The sequence below is a fragment of the Pseudomonas sp. G166 genome (assembly GCF_037027455.2).
GTDB lineage: Bacteria > Pseudomonadota > Gammaproteobacteria > Pseudomonadales > Pseudomonadaceae > Aquipseudomonas.
Genome location: NZ_CP146985.1, coordinates 1,130,626 through 1,155,466, shown reverse-complemented (window position 1 = coordinate 1,155,466; position 24,841 = coordinate 1,130,626). Strand labels below are relative to the sequence as shown.

General features: G+C 54.5%; 27 protein-coding genes. 17 read left to right on the top strand and 10 right to left on the bottom strand.

The window, feature by feature from the left end:
- Both SGN16_RS05045 and SGN16_RS05040 read right to left on the bottom strand, forming a co-directional pair.
- Window positions 1-327 carry a phosphotyrosine protein phosphatase gene (locus SGN16_RS05045; RefSeq protein WP_210642958.1) on the bottom strand — a complete coding sequence of 109 codons (327 nt, stop codon included), beginning with the start codon at window positions 325-327 and terminating at the stop codon, window positions 1-3.
- A complete protein-coding gene (locus SGN16_RS05040; protein WP_335943405.1) occupies window positions 324-518 on the bottom strand; it encodes a hypothetical protein in 195 nt (64 codons plus the stop codon). Before SGN16_RS05040 ends, SGN16_RS05045 begins: the two co-directional genes overlap by 4 nt.
- A 707-nt stretch (window positions 519-1,225) precedes the next feature.
- On the opposite strand from SGN16_RS05040, the gene SGN16_RS05035 reads away from it, so the two are divergent.
- The 3 genes from SGN16_RS05035 to SGN16_RS05025 are packed head-to-tail and all read left to right on the top strand — an operon-like array spanning window position 1,226 to window position 5,976.
- A complete protein-coding gene (locus SGN16_RS05035) occupies window positions 1,226-2,149 on the top strand; it encodes a DUF1837 domain-containing protein (RefSeq protein ID WP_335943404.1) in 924 nt (307 codons plus the stop codon).
- The gene (locus SGN16_RS05030; RefSeq protein WP_335943403.1) at window positions 2,149-4,668 is read left to right on the top strand and encodes a DEAD/DEAH box helicase; all 2,520 of its coding nucleotides are present in this window, start codon (window positions 2,149-2,151) and stop codon (window positions 4,666-4,668) included. The genes SGN16_RS05035 and SGN16_RS05030 overlap by 1 nt, the downstream gene beginning before the upstream one ends.
- 48 nt (window positions 4,669-4,716) lie before the next feature.
- Entirely contained in the window at window positions 4,717-5,976 is a 1,260-nt protein-coding gene (locus SGN16_RS05025; RefSeq protein ID WP_335943402.1) for a putative phage abortive infection protein, read from the top strand.
- A 144-nt stretch (window positions 5,977-6,120) separates the two neighbouring features.
- Here SGN16_RS05025 and SGN16_RS05020 read toward each other — a convergent pair whose 3' ends face one another.
- On the bottom strand, window positions 6,121-6,480 hold the full coding sequence (locus SGN16_RS05020; RefSeq protein ID WP_335943401.1) for a DUF6124 family protein: 360 nt from the start codon (window positions 6,478-6,480) through the stop codon (window positions 6,121-6,123).
- 488 nt (window positions 6,481-6,968) lie between these two features.
- Between SGN16_RS05020 and SGN16_RS05015 the strand changes: the two genes are divergently transcribed.
- Window positions 6,969-8,198 carry a colicin E3/pyocin S6 family cytotoxin gene (locus SGN16_RS05015; protein WP_335943400.1) on the top strand — a complete coding sequence of 410 codons (1,230 nt, stop codon included), beginning with the start codon at window positions 6,969-6,971 and terminating at the stop codon, window positions 8,196-8,198.
- A gap of 7 nt (window positions 8,199-8,205) precedes the next feature.
- Window positions 8,206-8,460: a colicin E3-like toxin immunity protein gene (locus SGN16_RS05010; RefSeq protein ID WP_335943399.1), complete on the top strand. Its 255-nt coding sequence runs from the start codon at window positions 8,206-8,208 to the stop codon at window positions 8,458-8,460.
- 462 nt (window positions 8,461-8,922) lie between these two features.
- On the opposite strand, the gene SGN16_RS05005 is transcribed toward SGN16_RS05010, so the two are convergent.
- On the bottom strand, window positions 8,923-9,489 hold the full coding sequence (locus tag SGN16_RS05005; protein ID WP_335943398.1) for an XRE family transcriptional regulator: 567 nt from the start codon (window positions 9,487-9,489) through the stop codon (window positions 8,923-8,925).
- Between the two features lie 150 nt (window positions 9,490-9,639).
- On the opposite strand from SGN16_RS05005, the gene SGN16_RS05000 reads away from it, so the two are divergent.
- From SGN16_RS05000 to SGN16_RS04990, 3 genes are all read left to right on the top strand, one after another.
- Window positions 9,640-10,422, top strand: a complete 783-nt coding sequence (locus SGN16_RS05000; protein WP_210642950.1) for an aldolase — start codon at window positions 9,640-9,642, stop codon at window positions 10,420-10,422.
- Between the two features lie 19 nt (window positions 10,423-10,441).
- Window positions 10,442-11,329, top strand: coding sequence for a dihydrodipicolinate synthase family protein (locus tag SGN16_RS04995; RefSeq protein ID WP_335943397.1), 888 nt, complete (start codon window positions 10,442-10,444; stop codon window positions 11,327-11,329).
- A gap of 131 nt (window positions 11,330-11,460) precedes the next feature.
- A complete protein-coding gene (locus tag SGN16_RS04990; RefSeq protein ID WP_335943396.1) occupies window positions 11,461-11,865 on the top strand; it encodes a DUF488 family protein in 405 nt (134 codons plus the stop codon).
- Between the two features lie 22 nt (window positions 11,866-11,887).
- Here SGN16_RS04990 and SGN16_RS04985 read toward each other — a convergent pair whose 3' ends face one another.
- Window positions 11,888-12,511 carry a YopT-type cysteine protease domain-containing protein gene (locus tag SGN16_RS04985; protein ID WP_335943395.1) on the bottom strand — a complete coding sequence of 208 codons (624 nt, stop codon included), beginning with the start codon at window positions 12,509-12,511 and terminating at the stop codon, window positions 11,888-11,890.
- Window positions 12,512-12,708: 197 nt separating this feature from the next.
- Here SGN16_RS04985 and SGN16_RS04980 point away from each other — a divergent pair, with 197 nt between their 5' ends.
- Window positions 12,709-14,223, top strand: coding sequence for a hypothetical protein (locus SGN16_RS04980; RefSeq protein WP_335943394.1), 1,515 nt, complete (start codon window positions 12,709-12,711; stop codon window positions 14,221-14,223).
- Window positions 14,224-14,282: 59 nt separating this feature from the next.
- Here SGN16_RS04980 and SGN16_RS04975 read toward each other — a convergent pair whose 3' ends face one another.
- Window positions 14,283-14,882: a hypothetical protein gene (locus tag SGN16_RS04975; RefSeq protein WP_210642944.1), complete on the bottom strand. Its 600-nt coding sequence runs from the start codon at window positions 14,880-14,882 to the stop codon at window positions 14,283-14,285.
- A 211-nt stretch (window positions 14,883-15,093) separates the two neighbouring features.
- The gene (locus tag SGN16_RS04970; RefSeq protein WP_335943393.1) at window positions 15,094-15,630 is read right to left on the bottom strand and encodes a DUF4256 domain-containing protein; all 537 of its coding nucleotides are present in this window, start codon (window positions 15,628-15,630) and stop codon (window positions 15,094-15,096) included.
- A gap of 80 nt (window positions 15,631-15,710) precedes the next feature.
- Here SGN16_RS04970 and SGN16_RS04965 point away from each other — a divergent pair, with 80 nt between their 5' ends.
- The 3 genes from SGN16_RS04965 (at window position 15,711) to SGN16_RS04955 (ending at window position 17,669) form a co-directional block, all read left to right on the top strand.
- Window positions 15,711-16,238, top strand: a complete 528-nt coding sequence (locus SGN16_RS04965) for a GNAT family N-acetyltransferase (protein WP_335943392.1) — start codon at window positions 15,711-15,713, stop codon at window positions 16,236-16,238.
- 184 nt (window positions 16,239-16,422) lie between these two features.
- Window positions 16,423-17,154: a transporter substrate-binding domain-containing protein gene (locus SGN16_RS04960; protein ID WP_335943391.1), complete on the top strand. Its 732-nt coding sequence runs from the start codon at window positions 16,423-16,425 to the stop codon at window positions 17,152-17,154.
- Window positions 17,155-17,252: 98 nt separating this feature from the next.
- On the top strand, window positions 17,253-17,669 hold the full coding sequence (locus SGN16_RS04955; protein ID WP_210642940.1) for a VOC family protein: 417 nt from the start codon (window positions 17,253-17,255) through the stop codon (window positions 17,667-17,669).
- A 329-nt stretch (window positions 17,670-17,998) separates the two neighbouring features.
- On the opposite strand, the gene SGN16_RS04950 is transcribed toward SGN16_RS04955, so the two are convergent.
- Window positions 17,999-18,370 carry a PH domain-containing protein gene (locus SGN16_RS04950; RefSeq protein WP_210642931.1) on the bottom strand — a complete coding sequence of 124 codons (372 nt, stop codon included), beginning with the start codon at window positions 18,368-18,370 and terminating at the stop codon, window positions 17,999-18,001.
- Window positions 18,371-18,487: 117 nt separating this feature from the next.
- Here SGN16_RS04950 and SGN16_RS04945 point away from each other — a divergent pair, with 117 nt between their 5' ends.
- On the top strand, window positions 18,488-19,537 hold the full coding sequence (locus SGN16_RS04945) for a hypothetical protein (protein WP_210642930.1): 1,050 nt from the start codon (window positions 18,488-18,490) through the stop codon (window positions 19,535-19,537).
- 109 nt (window positions 19,538-19,646) lie between these two features.
- On the opposite strand, the gene SGN16_RS04940 is transcribed toward SGN16_RS04945, so the two are convergent.
- Together SGN16_RS04940 and SGN16_RS04935 are read right to left on the bottom strand one after the other, a co-directional pair.
- Entirely contained in the window at window positions 19,647-19,874 is a 228-nt protein-coding gene (locus tag SGN16_RS04940) for a hypothetical protein (RefSeq protein ID WP_210642929.1), read from the bottom strand.
- Window positions 19,871-20,383: a type VI secretion system amidase effector protein Tae4 gene (locus tag SGN16_RS04935; protein ID WP_210642928.1), complete on the bottom strand. Its 513-nt coding sequence runs from the start codon at window positions 20,381-20,383 to the stop codon at window positions 19,871-19,873. Before SGN16_RS04935 ends, SGN16_RS04940 begins: the two co-directional genes overlap by 4 nt.
- Window positions 20,384-20,792: 409 nt before the next feature.
- On the opposite strand from SGN16_RS04935, the gene dctP reads away from it, so the two are divergent.
- The 4 genes from dctP (at window position 20,793) to SGN16_RS04915 (ending at window position 24,816) form a co-directional block, all read left to right on the top strand.
- A complete protein-coding gene (dctP, locus tag SGN16_RS04930) occupies window positions 20,793-21,737 on the top strand; it encodes a C4-dicarboxylate TRAP substrate-binding protein DctP (RefSeq protein ID WP_246883135.1) in 945 nt (314 codons plus the stop codon).
- A 64-nt stretch (window positions 21,738-21,801) separates the two neighbouring features.
- Window positions 21,802-22,434 (top strand): TRAP transporter small permease, encoded by a 633-nt coding sequence (locus SGN16_RS04925; protein ID WP_335943390.1) that lies wholly within the window; start codon window positions 21,802-21,804, stop codon window positions 22,432-22,434.
- Complete coding sequence (gene dctM / locus SGN16_RS04920) at window positions 22,431-23,714, top strand: C4-dicarboxylate TRAP transporter large permease protein DctM (protein ID WP_335943389.1); 1,284 nt, start codon at window positions 22,431-22,433, stop codon at window positions 23,712-23,714. The genes SGN16_RS04925 and dctM overlap by 4 nt, the downstream gene beginning before the upstream one ends.
- A gap of 106 nt (window positions 23,715-23,820) precedes the next feature.
- Window positions 23,821-24,816 carry a TRAP transporter substrate-binding protein gene (locus SGN16_RS04915; RefSeq protein WP_335943388.1) on the top strand — a complete coding sequence of 332 codons (996 nt, stop codon included), beginning with the start codon at window positions 23,821-23,823 and terminating at the stop codon, window positions 24,814-24,816.
- The last annotated feature ends 25 nt before the right edge of the window (window positions 24,817-24,841 follow it).

Here is a 24,841-nt window from a genome sequence, read left to right as displayed (position 1 = left end):
TCAAATACACAGGTACGGCGTCACCGCCAGCTCAAGCATGTCCACTAGCTCGGGATCCATGAAGCGATAGTCATCGGGAATATCCAGAACATGCAGCTGCTTGTGCTCAAGCAGCCGAGCGTACTCTGCCCGTAACCGATGCTCGTGCTTGTGCTCCATTACAAAAATGACATCGGCCCAACGGATATCCGCCGGGCCGATAGTCTTGCGCGCATTGGGGCTGGTACCCGCTGAACGAGCGTCGAAACCGGGACGCCGACGCCAGATCGCCTCTCCGGTTGGACTACGCCATTGGTTACGACTGCAAACGAACAGGAGATTGGTCACTCGTGATCCAACAGTTGACGGGTGGTGCGGATGGGATAACTCATACCGAGCTGACGCGCCCGGTGCAGCTTGTCGGCACGGGTGTACATCAGCTTCCAGTTCTTTTCTGGTTTGAAGTCCTGTGGGCCACTCGCTTCATGCCCTTTGTGCTTGCGGGACTGCGCACGTCTCCAGTTACGGGTTCTTTCCATGGTCATTTCCTCGTGAGTACCGGGTTCAGCAGCCGCGGTAATACGAGTTGGAGAGATGGTAAGCGTGAATTGGGGTTGTGGCTAGTGTGGGCGGTGTTGGATAGCTGCGACGAGGAGCCCTATGGGCTATCGATTCGGGATGCAGGCGTAAATGAAGGGACGGATTTATTTCCGGCCAAGGCTCATAAATAAATCTGTCCCCTTTTCCTTTTGCGGTTGGCGGTTGGCGGTTGGCGGTATCAATACAGTTTTAGGCCGCGAATTGCAGCGTTTGGCGGCAGATTTCACCGCTGCATGGACGGTTGAGCAGTTTGATGCTCCACTCATAGCACTTAAAGGTTACCTGAGAGATATTCAGTGAAAAGCACGTTGTAGTAAACAGCAAACGACACACATAAATAGACTGCCCTCGCTCCCTCGCTCGATTCAAAACACTCTAAAAATGAGAGTAATTCTCATAAATCGGTATACATACAAACACCCGCAGACCACATTTCGAAACACGTTTTTTTCCGTAGTGACCTCATCCGCCTTCAGGCCCCGATGCTCGCAGCTGCTATCCCTTTACGGCAGAAGGCCATCAGGTTATTGTCGAGGCATAGCAAAACGCCATATTTCTGCTATCCCTATAGGAAGTCGAGCATTCGCAAATTAAGGCGCTCTCTTAAAAATCAAAAACTTAGTAACTAGAGGCAATCGAAAAGTTTATGGAAAAACTTGATTTTAGTCGTTTCCTTTCTGTTGCCAAGTCTGATCTTGAATCATGCTTGGATGTCATAGAGCATAGCGAAAAGATAGGCGGTATTGCCGCAAACATGCGCGTGCATCATATGCGCTTTGATGGGAATGGTAGACCGGCGATTAAGCCTTTAGCTGAAGCACTCTATCAATACATTATTGAGTATTGTATTTCTTGTAAAAATAGACCAGAACAGTTAAATACCAGACAGGCAGCTAAGCTGACTAAAGAGGCTAGAGAGCTTTTCAGGCATCCGCCAAACTCTCCAAAAAATCCTGACATAAGCGGCGAAGCGGGTGAAGCCCTGCTCTTCTTCTTGAGTGAGGCCATTCTCGAAGCCCCCCAAGTTGTTGCAAAAATGGAACTTAAGACAAACCGTAAAGATGAGGTCAAAGGCTCCGATGGCATTCATATTAAATGGTGCACAGAAGACGCCATGATCGATTTTTACTTTGGCGAATCGAAGATGTATCAGGACGTTAACCGTGCAGTAAGTGCAGCACTTGATAGCGTAGACGGTTTCCACGATGGAAAAATGTATAAACACGAATTCAACATGGTCACCAAACATTTCAAATATGCGGACGAAAATATTCGCAACGCTGTAATGGACTTAATTAAATTTGGCGAACCTGGTCCTGGCGTGAGAATAAATCATGCGTGCTTGATAGGATATGACTGGGCTGAATATAACATTGATCCCACTGCAAGTTTGAAGAAGAACGTACAAGATTTTCGCTCACGACTCCTACAGGACAGCAATCGACTCTCACAAATACTTAACAACAAATTTTCCAAGTTTGAAAAAAAACACCTGAGATTCGAAGTGTTTTTTATACCCTTCCCATCAGTCCAAGAGTTTCGCGACGCTTTTAATGAGGCACTCAATTAATGGACCTTCTTGATAAGGAGTTTTCTATACCTTTAACAAAACTTTACCGCGAAAGCATTTTAAAACTTTTCTTTTCCAAAAAAGAACATAACGACATACTTTCCGACGCTGAGTGCAATCGCTTAATCGGATTAGCCTCGGCATTATCCATTTCTGAAAGTAGCGATGAAATAAATATTTCATATGAGATTATAACAAGACTTTTAGAGAACCACTCTGAGGACTTACCGAACATTAATGGAGCCGCCGATCTAATTTTTTCTCGAATAGGCAACTTTCCAGGCAGAACACTTTTAAGATCACGTTATACAGGCGGAGATAGTCCCGACATTCCTTTTACCCTCTCCTTGGAGCGACTTGCTAGAGAAGCCGAGAACTCCGTAAGCAATGACACCCTACTAACAAACTTTCAATATAAACTTTTCACATCTTTGTCTGGGGAACGCTCTTTAAGTGTCTCTGCGCCGACCTCGGCAGGAAAATCCTTCGTTTTAAACATGGACTTAATGAGAAGACTTACATCTCAAACAGATAAATGCATAATTTATATAGTTCCCACTCGAGCCTTAATATCCGAAGTCACGTCCAGAGTTCGCGCTACGGTCCGCCATCAAGGTTTGAATGACGTAATCATTAGATCAGCACCATTTCCGCTTGAAAGCCACCTCAAGTCCAAGAGCGTGGTTTATGTGTTAACGCAAGAGAGATTACTGAGTTTATTGAAGCCTGAGAATGAAGTAACTAGGATAGATTCAATATTCGTGGATGAGGCTCACGAGATCCACAAAGGTAAAAGAGGAATAGTACTACAAAACGCTGTAGACTTAACGCTAAAAAAACACCCATCCGCCTCAGTCTTTTTTGCAAGCCCATTAATTAAGAATCCCGGGTATTTTTTGCATTTATTTAACAGACTAGATAATGGATATTTTTTTACAGAGCAAATCTCCCCTGTATCTCAAAACATAATTCTAGTCTCTCAGATAGCGAGACAAACTAAATTTGCCAATTTCAAATTGCATACTCGGTTTGGCGTTATTGACGTTGGAAACTATGATCTTGGCATTTCGTTTAGGCCTCCAATTTTCCAACGAAGAGCTGCGTTCGCCAAACTCATCACAAAACAAAACGAGTCCACCATTATATTTTCGAATGGACCCGCTGAAGCCGAAGACCTAGCTAGATTCCTAGCTAAAACTCTCGAACCACAAGACATCTGTCAGGATGTCAAAGACTTTATTACGTTCATAAAAAATGAAATTCATGAGGAACATCCGCTAGTAGTGACTCTTCCCAAGGGAGTCGCTTTTCACTATGGAGATTTACCTTCAATTGTCAGGTCAGGTGTAGAATCATTATTTAAATCCGGGGAAATAAAATATATATGTAGCACTAGTACTCTATTACAAGGAGTGAACCTTCCAGCAAAGCACATCGTCATTGAGAACCCTAAAAGCGGGGCGTCACCGATGCATCGCCCAGACTTCTTAAACCTAGCAGGACGAGCAGGACGCCTGCTTAAAGAGTTTCATGGGAATGTATGGTGTCTGACGCCTGAGTCATGGGAAGAGCCGTCTTATACAGGTGACGGGCTGCAGGAAATCCAATCGTCAATGTCAAAAATTATGGAGGACGGAGGAACCTTAATCCAAAGCTTGATAAATGGTAAAGTTGAAGGCGAAAATCAAAAAGAGCTTGCCGAAGCCGGTCTTGGACGGCTTTTCCATGAAAGCCAACAAAGTACCATTGAAGATATTACAAAAAAATACGAGTCCAATTTAAATTCCGACGATTTAGCGCGAACACTAGAAATAATTGATTCTCTTGACGTTAGTCTTCCGACGCACATCTTGGACACCCACAGGGTGTTGAGACCAGACCATCTTCAAAACTTATACAACCGTTTCATGGAAGAGATCGATATAAATCAACTCACCCTAATCTCACCTTATGAAACTGGTGGGAAATCACGTATGGAAAAAGCTATTGAGCTTATTTGCGAAGCATTCGACTGGAAACTAACTGAACTGCAACGCCTCTGGTATGGAGGATTAGCTCACAAGTGGATTACAGGCGTCCCGATCAGCAAACTCATTCGCGAACGGATTGTTAGGTTGCGCAAAGACGACCCTATGGCGAAAGCCCCTCCAATAATTAGATCTATTTTGTCTGTTATTGAAAAGAAGATTCGATTTAGCTTTGTCAAATACTTTAGCGCCTACGAGGACTTACTACGTCAAGCAATGATCGACAGAAACCACATGAAAAAGACAATAAAAATTGCTCCGTACCACACATTTTTAGAGTTCGGCTCCTGTGATAAAGTGAATCTGAGTCTAATGGCTTTAGGATTCTCTAGATTTACCGCACTGCGGCTAAAAGAGAGGCTCAACTGGGCTGACTCTTCCGAGCCCGAGGACTATCTTGAAGTTTTGATGAGGCATGACGTCTCAAAATTGGGGCTTCCAAAGATGTGCCAATACGAGATCGAAGATATCTTAGGATTAAAGCCTAGTTAAACTAATACTAGAGCCAAGATGGGTAGCTAAAAGGGGAGGAATTATTCCTTGCAAAAAACACCCCCTTCTTTTGGAACCATTCAAAAGGACGAATCAGAAATGAAAATAGACATGAAGATTACGCACTGGGCGGCATTATTTCTTATAGCGTTAGGTTGCGTTATTTTATTAGTATTCTTGGCAAAGTCTCATACCGACGGGTTTAGCATATCCTTCGACAGCCCTACAAACTATACTGTCAGTGGTCAATTTGGAGACTTCTTTGGTGGCGTAGCGGGAACTTTTTTTGCGTTATCAGGAACACTACTTATCTATCTAAATTTCAATGCTCAACGAAAACAAAACGAATTGACAAGTTTCGAATCATCTTTTTTTGAAATGCTCCGACTCCATCGCGACAATATAAGCGAACTAAAATACACCAAACACAAACATCAGAAAGACTACACTTATGAAAACAGGCAAGTTTTTCGAGAAATATCTAAAGAATTCATCCAATGCTACCGAGAAGTAAAAAAATTTTCGAACTCCAAGAAAGTCGAAGATTACGTTTTACCAGCCCACCAGGTGAAATTTAACTCCATTGCCAACAAGGCCGGAATTAAAATCGATGCTATAGAGCTAGCCATTATTGACCTCGCCTACATGGTGGTATTCTTTGGCCTTGGGGAGGAAGGCGAACAGCTCATCAAGCAAGCAGCCAGAGCAAAATACAATCCAAAATATTATTTCAGACTGCTTCACTACATCAAACTAAAACCTAAAGGGAGTCACCCAAACTGGAGTAAATGGGAGTCCCTCAAAAATCTTCAGGAGAAAGACCTTCATGAAACTCTCGATATCTTGTATTCAAGCCGAAAAGACCTGACCAAACTCAGCACTGAGAATGCCACGGCAAAGCTATTCTTGGGGGCAGGGAAGTACGAAAAATACTATGGCGGCCATCAGCTCCGTCTTGGTCATTATTTCAGACACCTTTATCAATCATATAAATTCTTGGACTCAAGTGACTTTCTTAACGACGCGCAAAAACGACATTATGGAAAGATGCTCCGTGCTCAGCTTTCGACATACGAACAAGCGCTCCTATTCATTAATAGCCTCTCATGGCAAGGAATGAGATGGGGAATACGGGCAGAGATCATTCGCCCAAGTGGGAATGAGAACAAAAAAAAGAGCGACTATATCGCGCGGTATGAGCTTATTAAAAATCTGCCAGGCGCTCATATGTCTGGCATACGCTATAGACGTTATTACCCATCCATAATTTTTGAGACGGATGAGATCGGGCTAGATGAAAATATTTAATGGTCTAGTTTCTAGAGTGACGTCCTCGCTGAGTTTCAGTGAAAGCTAAAAAGGGAACGATTATTTGTATAGGAGCATAAAGGGCCTGCCCAAGCAGAACCCTTTATATATCTAGAGCGGCAGATTTTATTCTGCCTCCCTACTCTACCTCACCTCAACAATATCCAACGCCCGATTCGCCAACAGCTCACTCACCTCAATCACCTGCAAAATCCCCAATGCAACACGCCGCCGCGAGCCATCCAGATCAAACGCCAAATCACTGATCATCGCATTCGCCGAAGCCAAATTCTCACTCAGATTCGCCAGCAAACACTCAGAATCCACCCCCGGATCAATCCGTAAAATGGAGTCGGACTTGTCAGTCGTTTCTTTCTCAGGCTTGGGCTTCAGATAAAAATCCAACGCTCGAGTGGCAGCGTCGTCGATTTTCTTGTTGCGGGCGGATTGGGCGCGGGATACGGGGTCGTCTGCCGCAGGAGGATTTGGAGTAACTTTTGCCATTACCTTGTTTCCTGTAGTTGGAGCCATCACCCGCTCGCGACTAAACGATGGGAGGCAGCTGTACGCAGGTTAGTCGACCGGGGAAACAAGAAACCGGCGCGTCCGAGGACGCCCTGCGCACAGCCACCATCGAGTGCAGGATGGAATCCTGACTGGATGACGCCTTGCACAACCTGTTTCACCCTGGGCGACTAAACCCGATCACTGATGAGCAGTGACAGGTCCCAAACTACCGACGCAACCCAAGGCGAACAAGCCGGCGGATTCTGGCGTAGTTGTAGGCAAAGGCGCAAGGCGACGTCGGCTGGCGAGTTGCGGTTGCCCAATGGCTGACAGCCCCGGCTGGCGCTTCAGATATTCCAGCCCTCAATAGCCAGCCCTACCTGTATTGAGGAAACCGGAGCACCTACTTCAAGAAACCTCCTACATCGCGCGCCTCTCTTCCCGCGTTAGCGTCTGTCCTGCCTTTACCGGACGAGACTCACTACGTGGCGACACGCAAAAAGGACATCCCCCAGGTTCGAAACCCGCCCGGCGGCGACGGGCATTACGTCACCTATCGGGACATGACAGCCGCCGAACTGGCCGAGCGCGAAGCCCGACAGCAGGCTTATGAAGCCATGCTTGCCCGGCAGGCGGCCTATGAGCAAGAACGCTGGGCCAAAGTGGATAAAAAGCCTTTACCCATCGTGACCGGAAGTGTGTTTGCCAAAAGCTGCAAGCTGCCCAACGGCATCATCAATTACAGCAACCCCAACGGCTACGTCCCGGCAGATCTGGTCAAGCAGTACGGCGATCTCATGTGGCTCGGCGGCAGGAGCGTCGACTCATCCGGCACCATCCCCCTCAAGCGGATCGGCGCTGGTACGGTTCCCGCTACCTTGGGCAGGCTCGCGCTGGGCGGTTCGGCAACTTCCACGGCTGCAGTTGCCGGCGGCACCGTCGGCGCAGCCCTGCTGACAGGCGTCGTCGCCTTGCTCTGGCCCAGCAGCCTGGGTGACAGCGCGCTCTATAGCGAAGACCAGTTACGCAAACTCAAACAGGCCCGCAGCCGCATGCGCCTGAGCATCGAGCAACAGGCCGACGGCAGCCTCAAGGGCTACGGCTTCTACACCGGCCAGAATCGTGATTGGGAAATGGTCGACGTTGTCCAGTTCACCCCCCGAGCCGACCAGTTCATCGCCGACCTGGGGGATGGCATCGAACTGATCTGGACGCCGGCTACCAATCCGTCTGACACCTTCGGCATCCCCGCCCTGGAAGCCGCGCCACAGGCCCCGCACATCTGGATCTACCCCCCGACACCGATGGCCGACAGCATCATCGTCGACCCGATCTATCCGCCGGAGTACAGGGATTTCATTCTGGTGTTTCCGGCGGAATCGGGGGTTCGGCCGGTTTATGTGGTTTTAAGTGTTCCTCGGAAAGGCTTGGCCGAAACCGGCCACGACTATCATCCTGCTCCGAAAACCCATGAAATTATTGGCTTCCCTGGTTTGAAAAGAGGCAAGAAAAAAACACCTGTACAGGGAGGTGGAGGCCTGCGGGACCGCTGGCTTGATGCAAAGGGCAGAACAATTTACGAATGGGATTCTTCACATGGTGAATTGGAAGCCTATCGTTCGAGCGATGGAAGCCATCTAGGGGCATTTGATCATCTTACTGGCGAGCAGACAGACGGCCCCAAGAAAAACCGTAATATCAAAAAATATTTGTGAGGATCACATGGGACTCAAACTAAGACTTGAATGGTATAGCAAGCAAACCGAAGCCTACGAGGGGGAAGAGTATTCAGAAGACTTGGATGACGACGGCTCAGTTATTGAAGCCCTTGGGATTCCATTCGAAAACAATGTGAATAACGGTGGGTTTGATGTCCCGCAAGATTGGGTAAAAATCCTCCAACCTCATTTTCAGCATTCAATTGATTGGACCAGCTACGACTATCAGATTGCCTTCGACTATCGAGACAGTTGGTAACCACAGAACGTCGGAGGATGCCCTGCGCACAGCCACCATCAAGTACAGGATGGGAATCCTGACTGGATGACACCTTGCACAACCTGTTTCACCGCGAGCTGCTAAACCCGATCACTGATGAGCAGTGACAGGCCCCAAACTACCGACGCAACCCCGGGCGAACAAGCCGGCGGATTCTGGCGTAGTTGTAGGCAACGGCGCAAGGCGCTGTGGGCGGGCGAGCCTTCGTTGCCAGCGTCTGTCGGTCGTTACTGACAGGTCGCCAATTCGACTGGCCCAAGCAGATGCTCAATGGTGTTCACTTGAAGCCACCGGAAGGTCCACGGAGAAGGCATCCCGCTGACCGGGCTGGCGCTCCAGTGCGAGGCGCCCACAGAAAGGACTGCTGCACAGCCCTGCGGGAGCAAGCTCCCTCGCCACGGGTTCGTCGTTTTTACGCGAATGCATCGTGCTCAGATGCCGCTAAGCACTCCCGCCCTTCTCCGACGCGTCATCACTGTGCACCACCACCAACAACTGCGCCTGAACCTCGCCCACCGACCGCAAGCGATGGGGCTTCTGCGCATTGAAGTGCAAGGCATCGCCACGGTTCAGCAGCACCCGCTCGTTCATGAAGTCCACTTCCACCTGGCCCTCGTGCACGAACAGGAATTCCTCCCCGGTGTGTTCCTTGAACGCGTGGTGGGCGGTGAATTCGCTCGCCGGATAGAGGATGAAGGGCAGCAGGCTGCGCTCGGACACCTGGTGGGCCAGGACCGCGTATTCGGAGCTGCCGCTGCTCGCCGCCAGCGATTGACGGTCTTCGCTGCGCACCAGGCTGTAGCTGTCGAGGGCGACGTTTTCTTCGGAAAACAATTCCTCGACTTTCACGTGCAACGCCTTGGCGAGCTTGAGCGCCGTGGCGATGGAGGGCGTGCTCAAGCCCCGCTCCACCTTGGACAGGTAGCTCTTGGTCATCCCGGTTTTCTCGGCCAGGACGTCCAGTGTCACCCCGAGTTTTTTCCTGAGCAATTTCAAACGAATGGACATAGGGAACCATCATTTCCAAAGAAACGGACAATCTTCGATTGCAAATGACACTTTGTGTCATATAGTATTTTTTGTGTCACGAGCACACCTTTTCTCGAGCTTCCATGACGCGGATCAAGATCAACCAAAGAACGAATCGGGAGAGCTGATATGAGCAAGACCCTGGCGACACCCAAGGACCAGTTGGTCCAGCATGCCGTTAACCAGATGCAGAAAACCCTGCCGGATAATACGTGGACTGTACGACAAAAGCTGGCCCTGACCTGCCGCATCCTGTTCGAAAACGGCCACGACTCCGGCCTGGCCGGGCAGATTACCGCGCGCGGACCGCAGCCCGGCACTTACTACACCCAGCAATTGGGCTTGGGCTTCGACGAGATCACCGCCGGCAATCTGTTGTTGATCAACGAGGACCTGGAGGTGCTGGAGGGCCACGGCATCCCCAACCCGGCCAACCGCTTTCACACCTGGGTCTACCGCGCGCGGCCGGATGTGAATTGCATCATCCACACCCACCCCACCCATATCGCCGCGCTGTCAATGCTGGAGGTGCCGTTGCAGATTTCCCACATGGACCTCTGCCCGCTCTACGAGGACTGCGCGTTCCTGGAGGGCTGGCCGGGCGTGCCGGTGGGCAACGAGGAAGGCGAATTGATCGCCGGCGCCCTGGGTGACAAGCGCGCCATCCTGCTTTCCCACCACGGCCAGTTGTCGACCGGCGCCACCGTGGAAGAAGCCTGCAACATCGCCCAACTGATCGAACGCGCCGCCAAGCTGCAATTGCTGGCCATGGCCGCCGGCGAGGTGAAACCGATCCTGCCGCACCTGGGCCGCGAAGCCCACGACTGGATCGCCCGCCCCAAGCGTCACGCCGCCGCCTTCAACTACTACGCCCGGCAGAACCTGCGCCAACACGCCGATTGCCTGAACTGAACCCATTAGGAGCGAAGCCATGTCTACCCCCAACATCCACGGCATCATCGGTTACACCATCACGCCCTTTTCCGCCGACGGCCAAAGCTTGGACCTGGACGCACTGGGCCAATCCATCGACCGCCTGATCGACAGCGGCGTGCATGCCATCGCGCCCTTGGGCAGCACCGGCGAAGGCGCCTACTTGAGCGATGCGGAGTGGGACCAGGTCAGCGCGTTCAGCATTGCCCGCGTCGCCGGCCGCGTGCCGACGGTGGTCAGCGTGTCTGACCTGACCACCGCCAAGGCGGTACGCCGCGCGCGTTTTGCCCAGACCCATGGCGCCGATGTGGTGATGGTGCTGCCGGCCTCTTACTGGAAGCTGAGCGAGGCGGAAATCCTTGCGCACTACCAGACCATCGGCGCCAGCATCGACCTGCCCATCATGCTTTACAACAACCCTGCCACTAGCGGCATCGACATGTCGGTGGAGCTGATCCTGCGGATTTTCAACGCCGTGGATAACGTCACCATGGTCAAGGAAAGCACTGGCGACATTCAGCGCATGCACAAGCTGCAACTGCTCGGCGAAGGCCGGGTGCCGTTCTATAACGGCTGCAACCCACTGGCGCTGGAAGCCTTCGCGGCTGGAGCCAAGGGCTGGTGCACCGCCGCACCGAACCTTATCCCGCAGCTCAACCTCGACCTGTACGCAGCCGTATTGGCCAATGACCTGAGCCAGGCCCGGGCGTTGTTCTATCGTCAATTGCCGCTGTTGGATTTCATCCTCAAGGGAGGCTTGCCCGCCACCATCAAGGCCGGTTTGCGCACCCTCGGCCTGGAGGTCGGCGACCCGCGCCTGCCGGTTTTCCCACTCGACGAGGCGCGCAATAGCCAACTGCAGACGATGTTGAAGCAACTGCGCTGATCCGCCCACGGCGCCCCTTGCGACCGGACCTGGACCTCAACCTGTTCGGTCGCAATTGCCATGTGGGACCTGGCCGCGCCGTGGACGTCGGCCTATTCTGACGCTGCCCCCTCTTCCGCAGGCATGCCCCCATGATCCAATGCAAACGAGCCTATGAAGCAGCCAACGCTGAGGATGGCACGCGGGTTTTGGTGGACCGTCTATGGCCGCGTAATTGTCGCAAGGACGAACTCCCCATTGCGCAGTGGCTGCCGGAGGTGGCGCCGTCCCATGAGCTGCGCAAGGCGTTCAAGGCCGGGGCGGTTTCGTTCGAGCAGTTCAAAGTGGCCTATCGCAAGGAGTTGGCTGCGCGGCCGCAGTATTGGTGGCCGTTGGTGGACATTGCCCAGGGTGGCAATCTCACCTTGGTGTATGCGGCCAAATCCACGCTGGAAAACAATGCCGTGGTGTTGGCCGAATGGCTGGAGGATGAGGTGGAGAAGCGGGCGGAGGGGAGTTCGCCGGTTTGCTATCGATCTGAATTCCCCGACCACTGATGTGGGCTGAATTCAACGCTAATCAGAGGGGAGCGGCTCCTTGGAACTCACCGAATGCATCCTCGGAATCAAACTCCAACAAATAGCTCTCGGTCACATGCCCGCCGGGAGCGACGTAGCTCGCCAGCAGCGCGTGCAGGTCGTTGCATAGGTCGGTCCGCGATTGATAGGCGCCGACACCGTAGTTGGGATCGAAGAGCCTGCCCGTCTGGCCGTCGTCAAAAGACGCGGCGATGGCATGGCCGCCGCCACCCTGCGGCCCATCGACGTAGTAGAAGGAAATAATGAAGTGGCGGGCGCCGGGCCGCTGGAGGATGTCGAGAATGATGTGGCTGGCGACCCCATCGATATAGCTCGTGACTCCGGCCGAATCACGCCCGATGATCGCTTCGGCAGTGGCCTCCAGTGCCATGCTCACGCCGAGCATCATATTGGCAGTCAGCCCCTGCTGAGCGTCGGCGATCTCCTCCTTTCTGGCCTGCAACGCGTCGAAACAGTCATAGGGCGCACCGATCTCGACCCAGAGCGTACTGAAGCCGAAGCACACGCCCAGGCCATCCCCGCCAAACCAGGGAATCGCCCCGCCGAATAGAGTGCCTTGCCCTTCCCATCTTCTGCTCTGGTGTGCTCGGGGGAAGGTGAACATGGGGGCTTTCTCCTGGGGGGGTGATGGTTTCTGTCAACGGTAGACGAGGGGTCACCTGGGCGCCATTTTCCTGAGGTGTTGTGTCGGGGTGTTTTTGGGGTTGCCTGAGGTGGGTGGCTTGTGACGTGGGTGGCGTATTTTTTTGTGGGGTGCGGCTAAGATGGCGCGCAGGCGAGTTCACAAGGAAGGCTGGCGTGATGCAATCCCGTTTTGATCCGTTGGTTCATATCGATTGGAAAACACCCGGCGGCGAGCTGCTTGGGCTGCTGCAGCATTACTATCCCAATATCGGTGTGTTTTCCGGGCCGGAATTCGAGGCGCTGTTGGATGAGCTCTCCAACGAAATGCCCGAGGTCTGTTTCGAGGCGTTGGCGACTGTGTTGGCGCGTCACGGCTTCGACCTGTGGAATCTGGACGCTGGTGGCGATGATTACCGACCGGTGATTTTCCCGACCGATCAGCGCGAGGCGTTTGCACAACACTGGCGAGAGCAAAACCCAGAGCCAGGCTACACACCGACGTTGATCGAGCCGCCGAAGCCTGTCGCCGTCGAGCGCAAAAAAGCCAAAGCCAAAGCCAAACGCAGCAAGTTGAACTGGCTACAGGAAGTCCACGACTATCCCGGCCCTACTTATGTGCATGACTACAACTACCGCAATGGTTGGGCCGCTGTTACCGAGCAGGACGAGGACCAGTGGCTGTGCTTTCTGATTGACTACAACCCATGGCCGCCCGCGGAACAGGACATGCTCGAACACCGCACCGATGGTGTGGACGGCGCGGACTTGCAGCTTATCGACGCCAATGCCCAACGCAGCCTGTGGAAACGTCGGGTGAAAAGCGGCGCTTACAGTTCGGATGACCGCTACCAATACGAGATTCGCCAAGGCGATGACATTCGGGCTTTCGGACCTGCCGGGATGGAGTGGTCGGAGTTTGAAGATCCCTGTGTAGTGGTCGACTCGGAGATATTCGAACGTCAGCGTATTTACGAACCCGAGCATCTGACCCGGATCTGGCGGATCACCGCGGACTCCAGCGAGGTCATTTTCGAGCACTCGGATGAACTGACAATCCTGCCCATCGGCCCGCGCCGCTTGCTGTTCATGCAACATAACGGCCCGCGCTGCTGGGTCTGGAACCAAGACTCGCCGCACCCGGCCACTGCCGCCAAGCCGATGCCGGCTGACGCCTATAAACTACGAGCGGCGACCGCTTACCTGGGCGGTGACGAGATCCTGCTGTTCAGCGAAGGCGCGCGGCAGAACCTGGAGCACTCGGGTTATCAGGAGACGGTGCTGCTGGCGTGGCGCTTCAACTTCGTGACCGGCGCTACGACGAAGGCGTTGTTGGACGGCTTTGGCAGTGAGCTGCGCCAGGACACGCGTCTGCTGGTCACGCAGCCCAAGCAAGTCATCACGTTGCGCACGTTTCATGGGCAGTTGCATGTTGCCCGGGGACATGGGGATTGGTGGGTGTGGAATTACCGGACGAATACGTTCGGCACGCAGACCTTGGCCTGGTTTTGGAATCAGCGCAGTGATGAGGTGATGAAGCTGTCTTCCAAGGATATTGCGCGGGTCAAGCCAGAGATTCGTTACCTGGCGGCGCAGGATCGGTATCTGGCGTTTGAGACAGAGTTTGTGGCGCGGTTGCCGGGGTTTGCGCAGATGGTTGAGGCTAAGGGATGTGAGGTTTTGGTCTTTGAGTGAGGCGGCTTTGCTGCATTCGGGAACAAGAAAGGGCTCCTGAGAGCCCTTCCCAGCTGAAGTTACTCTATAACCGGATACCACGTTGCATAGTTATCGCTAAAGTCGTCCAGCAGAGGAAACTCCTCATTGCGGGGACCTTTCACGACAGCCTTTTTCCGTTCAAAGGCTTCTTTCATGTGCTCTTTGCAGAGCTCAGCGGAGATGTAACACAGCCCGTGCCAGCGATGGCGCCAAGCGATTAACTGGCGATCCGTTTCTACGATAAAGACGGTTTTATCAAGCGACTTGCGCAGACGGGGAGCCGACTCGCCATGCAACGACCTGGGAACCCTGACTTCCTGCCCAAATTTGTCCCAGCCCGCCCATTGGCTATAAAACCTTATCCGGGTGTCGTTGTTGACCGAGAGAAATTCATAGTAAGCGACGTTTGGCTTGGGTTGAGCCACCTCGCAATACCGGCGCATCAGCGTCGTGGAAATATTGCCGATCAGGTCTTCAGGGAGGCGCTCAACGACCTTACGGAAGTGATGGAAATTATTGAAACCGAACTCTTTGCAGAGATGGGTCAATCGCTGGCAATACGTGTATTCACCAATGACAGACACGCGGGCCAACCCTTTGAGGTCGTCGATACACTCAGCAGCACTTGAACGGGACATAGCTCACTCCTTTAGCCAAATCGAAGACGTGCTTCGACTAGCATGCTGCTTGCAGTGGCTAAATAAGTGGGTAAGTTCACTTAGATTTTTCGTATTTCCCATCGCAGCAGGGAGGCTACTTGTGCCTGTGCGTATAAAAACACAGGGCCACCTTCGGCGTAAACCACCTGGTGAACCATCCGACAACGCGTAACCATCGCCACAGGTTTGCTTAAATGCATAGCACGCCGCGAAACCCTCGCGCCGCGTAATACGACTGCACACCATTGTGGTAAACAAACACCCGCTCATAACGATAGTCACCGAACAGCGCACCGCCCAGAGCACGAAGTTCAGCGGGTGTGGCCAGCCAACTGGAGGTCTTCACATCAAACTCACCGAGCTGCTGCAGGGCTCGATACTGGTCTTCCGTCAGCAGGGCAATGCCCATTTCTTCGGCCATTTCGATGGCACTGCCTTTGGGCTTGTTCTCCTTGCGCGCGTCCAGGGCGGCGCGGTCGTAGCAGAGGCTTCGGCGACCGGTCGGGCTTTCTTTGGCGCAATCGCAGAAGGTGATAAGGCCGGTTCTTTCGTCGTGGCCAATCACGTCTGGCTCGCCTCCGGTGGCTTCCATTGCCTGGAGCGACTTCAGGGCGTTAGGGCTGCTTTCCAACTTGGCCTGGACGTCGGCCCAGAGGATGTCCGGGTGGCGATGTGGGTTCTGGTCGAAGCGGGCTTCCAGGGTTTGGAGAAGGTCTTGTCTTTTCATGGTTTTGGGTCCGTTGCTGGTCGGTTCCAAATTCTGGCAGTACCAGCGTAGCAACCCATTGAAGCATGAGGTCACGAACCATGATGCGCGGCGACGCTCAACCCGTTTTTCTCCTGCACTTGCGTCCGGTTAACCTCGACCAGAACAGCGACGTTTGCGTACGTTTCTTTGAAGACATGCTGCTCTGCGCGTTTGGTTCCGCACAAAAACTGCACGACCCGGATGGCACACAGCGTTACCTTCAATCCCTCCAAGAAAAAGCGACCGAGATTCCCGGCAGCATTGTCCATGCCTGGGATGAAACACAGATCGTGGGCCAGATAGAAATGTCACTGCTGAAGGCAGAACCTGCAGTGGGTTACATCCACTTTTTCTACCTCACCCCTGAGTGGCGATCACGCGGTGCCGGGAAGTTGCTGCTGGCCTACGCCACCGACTTTTTTGCAGGGCTGGGGTGCGAACGGATGAGGTTGTCGGTGAGTGAAACGAACCAGAGGGCGGCGCAATTTTATAGGCACCATGGTTGGATCGATATCGGGGCCAGGCAAGATAAGCCGGAGCTGCGCTTGCGGTTGATGGAAAAAGCAATTGGCCTCATGCGGGTATGATCAAGACTGTTCATGAGGCTTTCGGTTTCGCTTGCATCATGTTTTTCCCACGCTATCAGGTACGGTGATAGCGTGGGAAAAACATGATGAAGGCTAGTCGCAGCTGGATGAAAAAATCGGCGGGTCGTTTCCAAACCTTGCCCTGTTGATAAAAACCAATAACCCCCTACCCGGAGCAAAAAGGATGACGTCTCTCGACCGTGCAGTGCTTGAAGATTTGGCCCCAAAAGGCGTGCTGCGTGCCGCGATCAATCTCGGCAATCCCGTGTTGGCTCAACAGGGTCTGGACGGCTCTGCCCAAGGGGTGTCGGTAGCGTTGGCCAAGGCATTGGCCCAGGAGCTGGGTGCACAGCTGGAGATGGTCACTTTTGATGCCGCCGGCAAAGTGTTTGCGGCGCTGGAGGAGGACGTGTGGGACGTCGCGTTCCTGGCCATTGAGCCCGTGCGCGAAGAGCAGATTGCGTTCAGCGAACCTTACGTCCTTATCGAAGGGACTTATTTGGTGGCAGCTGATTCGCGCTATCAGAACGTCCAGGATCTTGACCAGCCAGGACTAAGACTCGCCGTTGGCAAAGGCGCCGCGTATGACCTTTTTCTTTCTCGCACATTGGAACATGCGCAACTCGAACGGGCTGCGACCTCTGCGGCTGCGGTAGACCTGTACATCGAAAAATTCCTGGATGCGGCAGCCGGCGTGAGGCAGCCACTGGAGAAAGTGGCGGCCAACAACCCGGCATACCGGGTGCTCGCCGGTGCTTTCACTTCCATCAGGCAAGCCATGGCGGTTCCAAGGGCCCATGAAGCCGGCGCGGCCTACGTCAGGGATTTCATCGAGCGAAAGAAAGCGGACGGTTTCGTGCGTGCGGCTTTGATCGACAGCGGCCAGGCGGACGTGACTGTCGCACCTTTAGCCTAGAAATGTAGCGCAGCCGTCCGGACCCACCGTCAATCAGCGTTGTCCACTATGGTGAAGTACCCCCTTGGCCCGGCCACTAGTGAACACAGGAGGCCTGCATGCAGAACTTCACGATCCAACGTATTGACCACATCGTCCTGCGCGTAAAAGACATCGAGCGCAGCCTCGCTTTCTATACGTCCGTGCTCGGTTGCGAGCTCAAGAAGCGCCGGGACGATCTGGGAATGATCCACCTCAGCACCGGTGTTTCGATGATCGATCTGGTGGCTGTCGACGGGCCGCTGGGTCGCGAGGGTGGGCCGGCGGCTGGCAAGCAAGGGCACAACGTCGACCACCTCTGCCTGCGTATCGAGCCGTTTGACGAACAAGCCCTCCTCGCTCATCTGGCCTCCGCCGGCCTGAGTGTTGAGAAAGCGCAGATGCGCTATGGCGCGGAGGGTAAAGGTTGGTCGATCTACTGCTTCGACCCGGATGGTAATCAGATCGAGCTGAAGGGACCCGCGCTGGAGCCCTGAGCTTTAACCTGGCGGGAACTGCAGGGCACAAAACCTGTAAACCCTGCGATCAAAAACTGTGGGAGCGAGCTTGCTCGCGATAGCGGTCTGTCTGGGACGGTGATGCCGGCTGTGCCACCGCCATCGCGAGCAGGCTCGCTCCCGCAGGGGGCTGTGGCAGATGCGAACTTGTGAACAACTGCGATCAAAACGGTGGGAGCGAGCTTGCTCGCGATAGCGGTCTGTCTGGGGACGGTGATGCTGGATGTGCCACCGCCATCGCGAGCCTGCTCGCTCCCGCAGGGGATTGGCGGTGGACTTGGACTTTTTGAATACCGCCAGGAAGCGGGTCAGGTCAGGAGATGTCTGGAGATCACCTTGGAGATTTCAACAATGCCCGTCTTGCCGGTGAATTCGAATTTCACCTTGCCCAGGGATGAGAAGTAAATCTCCAGTTCGGAGTCCAGGTCGAAGGTGCCGGAGGTTTCGACCGAGTAGGCGACGATGTTTTTGTAAGGCAGGGAGGTGAAGTCTTTTTTACTGCCGGTGATGCCTTGCACGTTCACCGCGATGATGCGCTTGTTGGTAAAGACCACGCCGTCGCGCATGGATTTGTAGGCGTCGATGACCTGCTCGCCGTCCAGCAGGAGGGCCGTGACGCGTTCGGCGTATTCGTCGTTTTGCTTGAGTTTGAAGAAGCCTTTGTTGTTGAAATCGATCATCGGTAAGTCCTTGTAGAGAAGATGATGGGGTTGCCTGCAGCTCAGCGGGAGGAGATGGACGCAGTAGTGGCACTTCAGTAGCATTCGCCAACTTTATCGATCCTTCAAGGATGACCCATGCTCACCCTGCCCAGCCGCCCTACCCCGTTGTTAGCATTGTCCGCGTTGTTTGTATTGCTCGGCGGTTGCAGCGTCAACGGCAGTTATCCCGACGCTATCGAACCGGACGCCGCCAAGTTGCGGTTCGTCGCCAATACCAGCAACGCCACGCTGGATTATTTCGATGCAGCCCATTGCGACGGGCAGACCACGGGCATTCTCAATAACCTGCTGTTGAGTGATACCGCGCGGCGGGTGGGAATGAGTGTTCCCGCGCCCACGGACGCCAAGGGCTATCTGGAGGTAAAGCTCAAGCCCGGCGAGCAGATTTACCTGCGCACCAACATGAACACCGGTTATGCCGTGTGCGGCAAGGGCTTCAACTTTACGCCCGAGGCCAATGCGGAGTACGAGGTGACCTTCAAGTCCGAGAAGAACTTTTGCCTGACTCAGTTGCAACGCTTGCAACGGATCGACGGCAAGGATGTGCGCACGCCGATTCCGGTCTTGAAAAAAGACTTCCCCGCCTGCGCCGGTCGCAGTCCGCTGTTTCCCAAGACCTACCCGGACACCCCCCATCGCCTGGAACTGATGAACCGGGTCATCGATAAAAGCCTGGTCGTCACCGTGAAGACTGATCCGGCCAAGGAAAAAGTCGAGAGTTATTCGCCAGAGAAACTGGACACGTTGATCAGCGAACGCAAGGCCAAGCTCGGCTTCGAGCTGCCGGCGGACTACTGGACGCTGTACCGGGAAAACCTGAAGACGTTTGGCGATGACATGGCGCAGAACAAAGCGCGCTCGATGGAACGCTTCAAGGACGAATACCAGACCCGCCTGCGCCAGTTGAAGGACGAGCAGTTGGAACTGTGGGCACTGCCCAAGACCGCCAATGCCAAGCCAGAGAAAGCCGAGATTGATCTGGACGTCGCGATGATGGTGGAGTACTTCCGGATCGGGAATGGGGTGACGGTCGAAGCAGTAGGTCATCACCTGGAGAGGATGGCGCAGATGGATGAGCGCTACGGGGTATGTGCGCGGTTTGCCGAGTGCTGGAAGCGCAACTAGCAAGAGGATGGGCCACCGTCATCGCGAGCAGGCTCGCTCCCACAGGAAGGCGGTGGCTGCGGAAGGTGAACGCCCTGTCAAAGGTTGTGTGCAGACTTTGGCTGCCTGGCTAGATCCGAGGTTTGCGCCGTCGTCTCCAGACAATGCCCACCGCCGCAGCCACGACCGCCACCCCGACATTGCCAAACAACCAGATCGCAAAGTTGCGGCTCTGGTCTGCTTCGCTCTCGTAGAACGGCCCGAAATAACTACCAACGGCCATGAACGCCAAATTGAATGCGCCAACCGCCAACACGATGATCAGGAGAACGAACAAAGTTTCCTTGATGACGTTCATATGACTTTCCAGAACCAGATGTCCTTGGAATCGTGAAAGTCCGAGAACGTGCCTTCGATCGAAAAACCCATTTGTATACGTGGGTAGCTCAGCCAATCCGTCAGGCGACGGCCATTCCACAGATCGATGTGATCGCCGCTGCGGTTGGCTGTGGTTTCGTTTGCCCGACGCCAGAAGTCCTTGAAGAAAATAACGCCCTGCTGCCCGCTCAGCGTCTCTTCGAATTCTTCGCTTTTAATGGTCTTCATGGCCTGCAAGCCAGGGATCTTGGCGCGACTCAAGGCCTTGGCGAGTTCTTCGGCGGCCAATATATGCCCGTCACTCTTGGGGTGCTGCCAGCAATGTCGCACGCTTTTGAGCTGGCTCATGTCTGCACCCGCGCGACGCAGGGCCACGCCGAGGTTGATCGCGCATTGGTCACTGAAGTTCTTGGCGCCATTGGTTCTGCAGGGCGCAGCATCACCAAATATCTGCGGATGGCTTTTCCACAACGTGTCGAATGTAAACATCTGCCCTCTCCATGAGGTTTTTATCCTGGACGCATAGCCTAGCAGACCTCCCTCGCCCCATGGATTCGATAAGCGCTGGCGTGAGATTGAGAGCCAGTAGCCATCATCGCCCCTTTACGGTTTCCTGCCCCAGGCACGGTTATTGACGGAAACCTTTCGAAATGCCCCGTTCTGGATGTTTCAGCCCGACGCAAGGAGGGCTCTAGCGCAACCAGTCGGGATGTACAGCCAAAGGACAGTTTTCCTGTTAACCGCACTCGACAAGTTGTTTTTCTGCCTAGACTCATCATTGTTCCGCCGTGCGCTGTGTTTTGAATGAGCCCGCACGAAAATACTAAAAACAAGAGGAAAACCCGTAATGTTCAAACCTATCTGGAAAGCGCTCGCTTGCACATTGGCCCTTAGTGCGATGAGCACGGCCATGGCGGCAGATCCGGTGGTGATCAAGTTCTCCCATGTGGTCGCCGAACAAACACCAAAAGGCCAAGGCGCGCTGCTGTTCAAGAAGCTGGTGGAAGAACGGCTGAAAGACAAAGTGAAGGTGGAGGTGTACCCCAACTCTTCGCTGTTTGGCGATGGCAAGGAGATGGAAGCCCTGTTGCTGGGGGATGTGCAGATCATCGCGCCGTCGTTGGCCAAGTTCGAGCAATACACCAAGACCGTACAGCTGTTCGACTTGCCGTTCCTGTTCGATGACATTTCCGCGGTGGACCGTTTCCAGCTGAGCCCCGAAGGCCAGAAACTGCTCAAGTCCATGGAAAGCAAGAACATCACTGGCCTGGCTTATTGGCACAACGGGATGAAACAGTTGTCGGCCAACAAACCACTGCGCGAACCCAAGGACGCCCGTGGCTTGAAGTTCCGGGTGCAGGCCTCGGCAGTACTGGAAGAACAATTCAAGGCGGTGAATGCCAACCCGCGCAAGATGAGTTTTGCCGAGGTGTATCAGGGTTTGCAGACCGGCGTGGTCAATGGTGCGGAAAACCCCTACTCGAACATCTACAGCCAGAAACTGCATGAAGTGCAGAAGTACATCACCGAATCCAACCACGGTGTACTGGACTACATGCTGATCACCAACACCACCTTCTGGAACGGTCTGCCGCCGGATATCCGCAGCGAACTGGAAAAGATCGTCGTGGAAGTCACCACCCACGTAAACCAGGAAGCGGCCCAACTGAACCAGCACGACAAGCAACGCATCCTCGATGCCAAGACCACCGAGATCATTACCCTCACGCCTGAAGAGCGCAACGCCTGGCGCGACAAGATGAAACCCGTATGGAGTAAGTTCGAAGGTGATATCGGCGCAGACCTGATCAAAGCCGCCGAAGCCTCCAACAAGGCCCAGTGATGGGTTGGCCGGCGCGACCTCCTGGTAGCGCCGGCCAGTCGTCCCCCTACAGGAGATGTCGTCCATGAACGCCTTTCGGCGCATTTGGGAACACTTCGAGGAAGGTTTCATTGCCTTCCTTCTGGCCGCCATGACGCTGGTCACCTTCGTCTACGTGGTGCTCAACAACCTCTACAGCGTGTTCTATAGCCTTGGCGACCATTGGTCCGCCGCCAGCGAGACGCTGTTCGCCGCGGGCGACAACATCATGGCCATGGCCCAAGCCATGACCTGGAGCAATTCGCTGACCAAGGCGCTGTTTGGCTGGCTGATTTTCTTCGGCCTGTCGTACGGGGTGCGCACAGCCGGGCATATCGGCGTCGATGCGCTGGTGAAACTGGCGAGCAAACCGGTGCAGCGCCTCATTGGCGTCATCGCTTGCCTGTGTTGCCTTGCCTACGCCGGGCTGTTGGCAGTGGCGAGTTTCGAATGGATCAACACCCTGATGATCGCCCAGATCGGTGCCGAGGATCTCGGCCATTTCGGCATCATGCAATGGCACATCGGCTTGATCGTACCGGTCGGTTTTGCCCTGGTGTTTATCCGCTTCGCGGAAATTCTCGTGCGAATCCTGCGCAATCGCCAGACAGGCCTGGGCCTGGCCGATGAAGCCGCCGAAGCCATCAAATTGACCGAACACGAGGAAGACAAGCCATGACCATTGCCTTCCTGTTCATCGCACTGTTCGTGCTGATGTTCATCGGCGTGCCCATCGCCATATCGCTGGGGTTGGCCGGTTCGCTGACCATCATTTTCTTCAGCCCCGACTCGGTACGTTCCCTGGCGATCAAGCTGTTCGAGACCTCCGAGCATTACACGTTGCTGGCGATTCCGTTCTTCCTGCTGGCCGGTGCGTTCATGACCACTGGCGGCGTGGCGCGACGGCTGATCGACTTCGCCAATGCTTGCGTCGGGCATATTCGTGGCGGCCTGGCGATTGCGGCAGTACTGGCGTGCATGCTGTTTGCCGCGCTGTCCGGCTCGAGTCCGGCGACGGTGGCGGCAGTTGGCTCCATCGCCATTGCCGGGATGGTGCGTTCGGGTTATCCACAGGCATTTGGCGCGGGCATCGTATGTAATGCCGGCACCCTGGGCATTCTGATCCCGCCGTCGATCGTGATGGTGGTCTACGCCGCAGCGACCGAAACGTCAGTGGGCAAGTTGTTCATGGCCGGCGTAGTGCCGGGCCTGCTGCTGGGGTGCTCACTGATGGTGGCGATTTACATCGTGGCCGTGAAGAAGAACCTGCCGGCGCTGCCCCGGGCGACATTCCGTGAATGGTTGACCACCGCGCGCAAGGCGATCTGGGGCCTGCTGCTGATGTTCATCATCCTTGGCGGGATCTACTCCGGAATGTTCACCCCCACCGAAGCGGCGGCGGTGGCAGCGGTGTATTCGGCCTTCATTGCGTTGTTCGTCTACAAGGACCTCACTTTCCGGGAGACACCGAAGGTGCTGCTGGAGTCGGCCAAGCTGAGCATCATGCTGATGTTCATCATCGCCAACGCCATGCTCTTTGCCCATGTATTGACCACCGAGCAATTGCCGCAGCAAATCACCGCATGGGTGATCGACGCCGGGTTGACGCCGGTGACCTTCCTGCTGGTGGTAAACATCGTGCTGCTGATCGCCGGCGCGTTCATGGAGCCTTCGGCGATCATCCTGATCCTGGCGCCAATCCTGTTCCCCATCGCCATGAAGCTGGGTATCGACCCGATCCACCTGGGCATCATCATGGTGGTGAACCTGGAGATTGGCCTGATCACACCACCGGTGGGGCTGAACCTGTTCGTCACCTCGGCGGTAACCGGTATGTCCCTCACCGCCACCATCCGCGCAGCCATGCCGTGGTTGATGATTCTGCTGGCGTTCCTGGTGCTGATTACCTATGTACCGTGGATCTCGCTGGTGCTACCGAACTGGCTGGGGATGAGTTAAACCCGACAAACGCATGCTCCGTGGTGCAGGCCCCATTTGCCTGGCCACGGAAGTGTTTGGCCAGGCACTGGCTTGGCGTCTTCGAATACTAAAGGGAAGTTCTGCAATGCTAAAACCTCTATGGAAAGCGCTCGCTTGTACCCTGAGCCTCAGCCTGTTCGCCACAGCCATGGCGGCTGAGCCGATCGTGATCAAGTTTTCCCATGTGGTGGGCGAGCAAACACCCAAAGGCCAGGGTGCGGTGATGTTCAAGAAGTTGGTGGACGAACGGCTACCGGGCAAGGTCCGCGTCGAGGTGTATCCCAATTCCACGTTGTATGGCGACGATAAGGAGATGGAAGCGCTGCTGTTGGGTGACGTGCAGATCATTGCGCGGTCACTGGCCAAGTTCGACCAGTACACCAAGTCGGTGCAGTTATTCGACTTGCCTTTCTTGTTTGACGACATCGCCGCCGTGGACCGTTTCCAGCAAAGCCCCGCGGGCCAGAAGCTGCTCAAGTCCATGGAAAGCAAGAACGTCACCGGCCTGGCTTATTGGCATAACGGCATGAAGCAATTGTCGGCCAACAAGCCACTGCGGATGCCCGAGGATGCTCAAGGCCTGACGTTCCGGGTGCAAACCTCCGCCGTATTGGAGGAGCAGTTCAAGGCAGTGGACGCCAAAGGGCAGAAGATGATTTTTTCGGTGGTGTATCAGGGGTTGCGCACCGGTCTGGTCGACGGTACGGAAAACACTTACTCGAACTTCTACAACCAGAAGTTGCACGAGGTGCAGAAGTACGTCACTGAATCCAACCACGGCATCCTCGACTACATGCTGATCACCACCTCCGATTTCTGGAACGGCCTGCCGCCGGATATCCGCACGGAGCTGGACAAGATCGTCGCCGAATCGACTATCTATGCAAATCAGCAAGCCGAGCAGTTGAACCAGGAAGACAGGCAGCATGTGCTCGACGCCAAGACCACCGAGATCATCGCCCTCACACCGCAGGAACGTGCTGCATGGCGCGACAAAATGAAGCCAGTGTGGGCGAAGTTTGAAAAGGAGATTGGCCCGGATTTGATCAAGGCGGCTGAGGCTTCCAACAAAACCCAGTGATGTGACAGGGGGGGATCAACGCCCC

What these genes read in the sequence shown, in the direction of transcription:
- SGN16_RS05040 (WP_335943405.1), bottom strand. Translation starts at nt 518, where the DNA reads ATGGAAAGAACCCGTAACTGGAGACGTGCGCAGTCCCGCAAGCACAAA.
- SGN16_RS05035 (WP_335943404.1), top strand. Translation starts at nt 1,226, where the DNA reads ATGGAAAAACTTGATTTTAGTCGTTTCCTTTCTGTTGCCAAGTCTGAT.
- SGN16_RS05030 (WP_335943403.1), top strand. Translation starts at nt 2,149, where the DNA reads ATGGACCTTCTTGATAAGGAGTTTTCTATACCTTTAACAAAACTTTAC.
- SGN16_RS05020 (WP_335943401.1), bottom strand. Translation starts at nt 6,480, where the DNA reads ATGGCAAAAGTTACTCCAAATCCTCCTGCGGCAGACGACCCCGTATCC.
- SGN16_RS05010 (WP_335943399.1), top strand. Translation starts at nt 8,206, where the DNA reads ATGGGACTCAAACTAAGACTTGAATGGTATAGCAAGCAAACCGAAGCC.
- SGN16_RS05005 (WP_335943398.1), bottom strand. Translation starts at nt 9,489, where the DNA reads ATGTCCATTCGTTTGAAATTGCTCAGGAAAAAACTCGGGGTGACACTG.
- SGN16_RS05000 (WP_210642950.1), top strand. Translation starts at nt 9,640, where the DNA reads ATGAGCAAGACCCTGGCGACACCCAAGGACCAGTTGGTCCAGCATGCC.
- SGN16_RS04995 (WP_335943397.1), top strand. Translation starts at nt 10,442, where the DNA reads ATGTCTACCCCCAACATCCACGGCATCATCGGTTACACCATCACGCCC.
- SGN16_RS04990 (WP_335943396.1), top strand. Translation starts at nt 11,461, where the DNA reads ATGATCCAATGCAAACGAGCCTATGAAGCAGCCAACGCTGAGGATGGC.
- SGN16_RS04985 (WP_335943395.1), bottom strand. Translation starts at nt 12,511, where the DNA reads ATGTTCACCTTCCCCCGAGCACACCAGAGCAGAAGATGGGAAGGGCAA.
- SGN16_RS04980 (WP_335943394.1), top strand. Translation starts at nt 12,709, where the DNA reads ATGCAATCCCGTTTTGATCCGTTGGTTCATATCGATTGGAAAACACCC.
- SGN16_RS04975 (WP_210642944.1), bottom strand. Translation starts at nt 14,882, where the DNA reads ATGTCCCGTTCAAGTGCTGCTGAGTGTATCGACGACCTCAAAGGGTTG.
- SGN16_RS04970 (WP_335943393.1), bottom strand. Translation starts at nt 15,630, where the DNA reads ATGAAAAGACAAGACCTTCTCCAAACCCTGGAAGCCCGCTTCGACCAG.
- SGN16_RS04965 (WP_335943392.1), top strand. Translation starts at nt 15,711, where the DNA reads ATGATGCGCGGCGACGCTCAACCCGTTTTTCTCCTGCACTTGCGTCCG.
- SGN16_RS04960 (WP_335943391.1), top strand. Translation starts at nt 16,423, where the DNA reads ATGACGTCTCTCGACCGTGCAGTGCTTGAAGATTTGGCCCCAAAAGGC.
- SGN16_RS04955 (WP_210642940.1), top strand. Translation starts at nt 17,253, where the DNA reads ATGCAGAACTTCACGATCCAACGTATTGACCACATCGTCCTGCGCGTA.
- SGN16_RS04950 (WP_210642931.1), bottom strand. Translation starts at nt 18,370, where the DNA reads ATGATCGATTTCAACAACAAAGGCTTCTTCAAACTCAAGCAAAACGAC.
- SGN16_RS04945 (WP_210642930.1), top strand. Translation starts at nt 18,488, where the DNA reads ATGCTCACCCTGCCCAGCCGCCCTACCCCGTTGTTAGCATTGTCCGCG.
- SGN16_RS04940 (WP_210642929.1), bottom strand. Translation starts at nt 19,874, where the DNA reads ATGAACGTCATCAAGGAAACTTTGTTCGTTCTCCTGATCATCGTGTTG.
- SGN16_RS04935 (WP_210642928.1), bottom strand. Translation starts at nt 20,383, where the DNA reads ATGTTTACATTCGACACGTTGTGGAAAAGCCATCCGCAGATATTTGGT.
- dctP (WP_246883135.1), top strand. Translation starts at nt 20,793, where the DNA reads ATGAGCACGGCCATGGCGGCAGATCCGGTGGTGATCAAGTTCTCCCAT.
- SGN16_RS04925 (WP_335943390.1), top strand. Translation starts at nt 21,802, where the DNA reads ATGAACGCCTTTCGGCGCATTTGGGAACACTTCGAGGAAGGTTTCATT.
- dctM (WP_335943389.1), top strand. Translation starts at nt 22,431, where the DNA reads ATGACCATTGCCTTCCTGTTCATCGCACTGTTCGTGCTGATGTTCATC.
- SGN16_RS04915 (WP_335943388.1), top strand. Translation starts at nt 23,821, where the DNA reads ATGCTAAAACCTCTATGGAAAGCGCTCGCTTGTACCCTGAGCCTCAGC.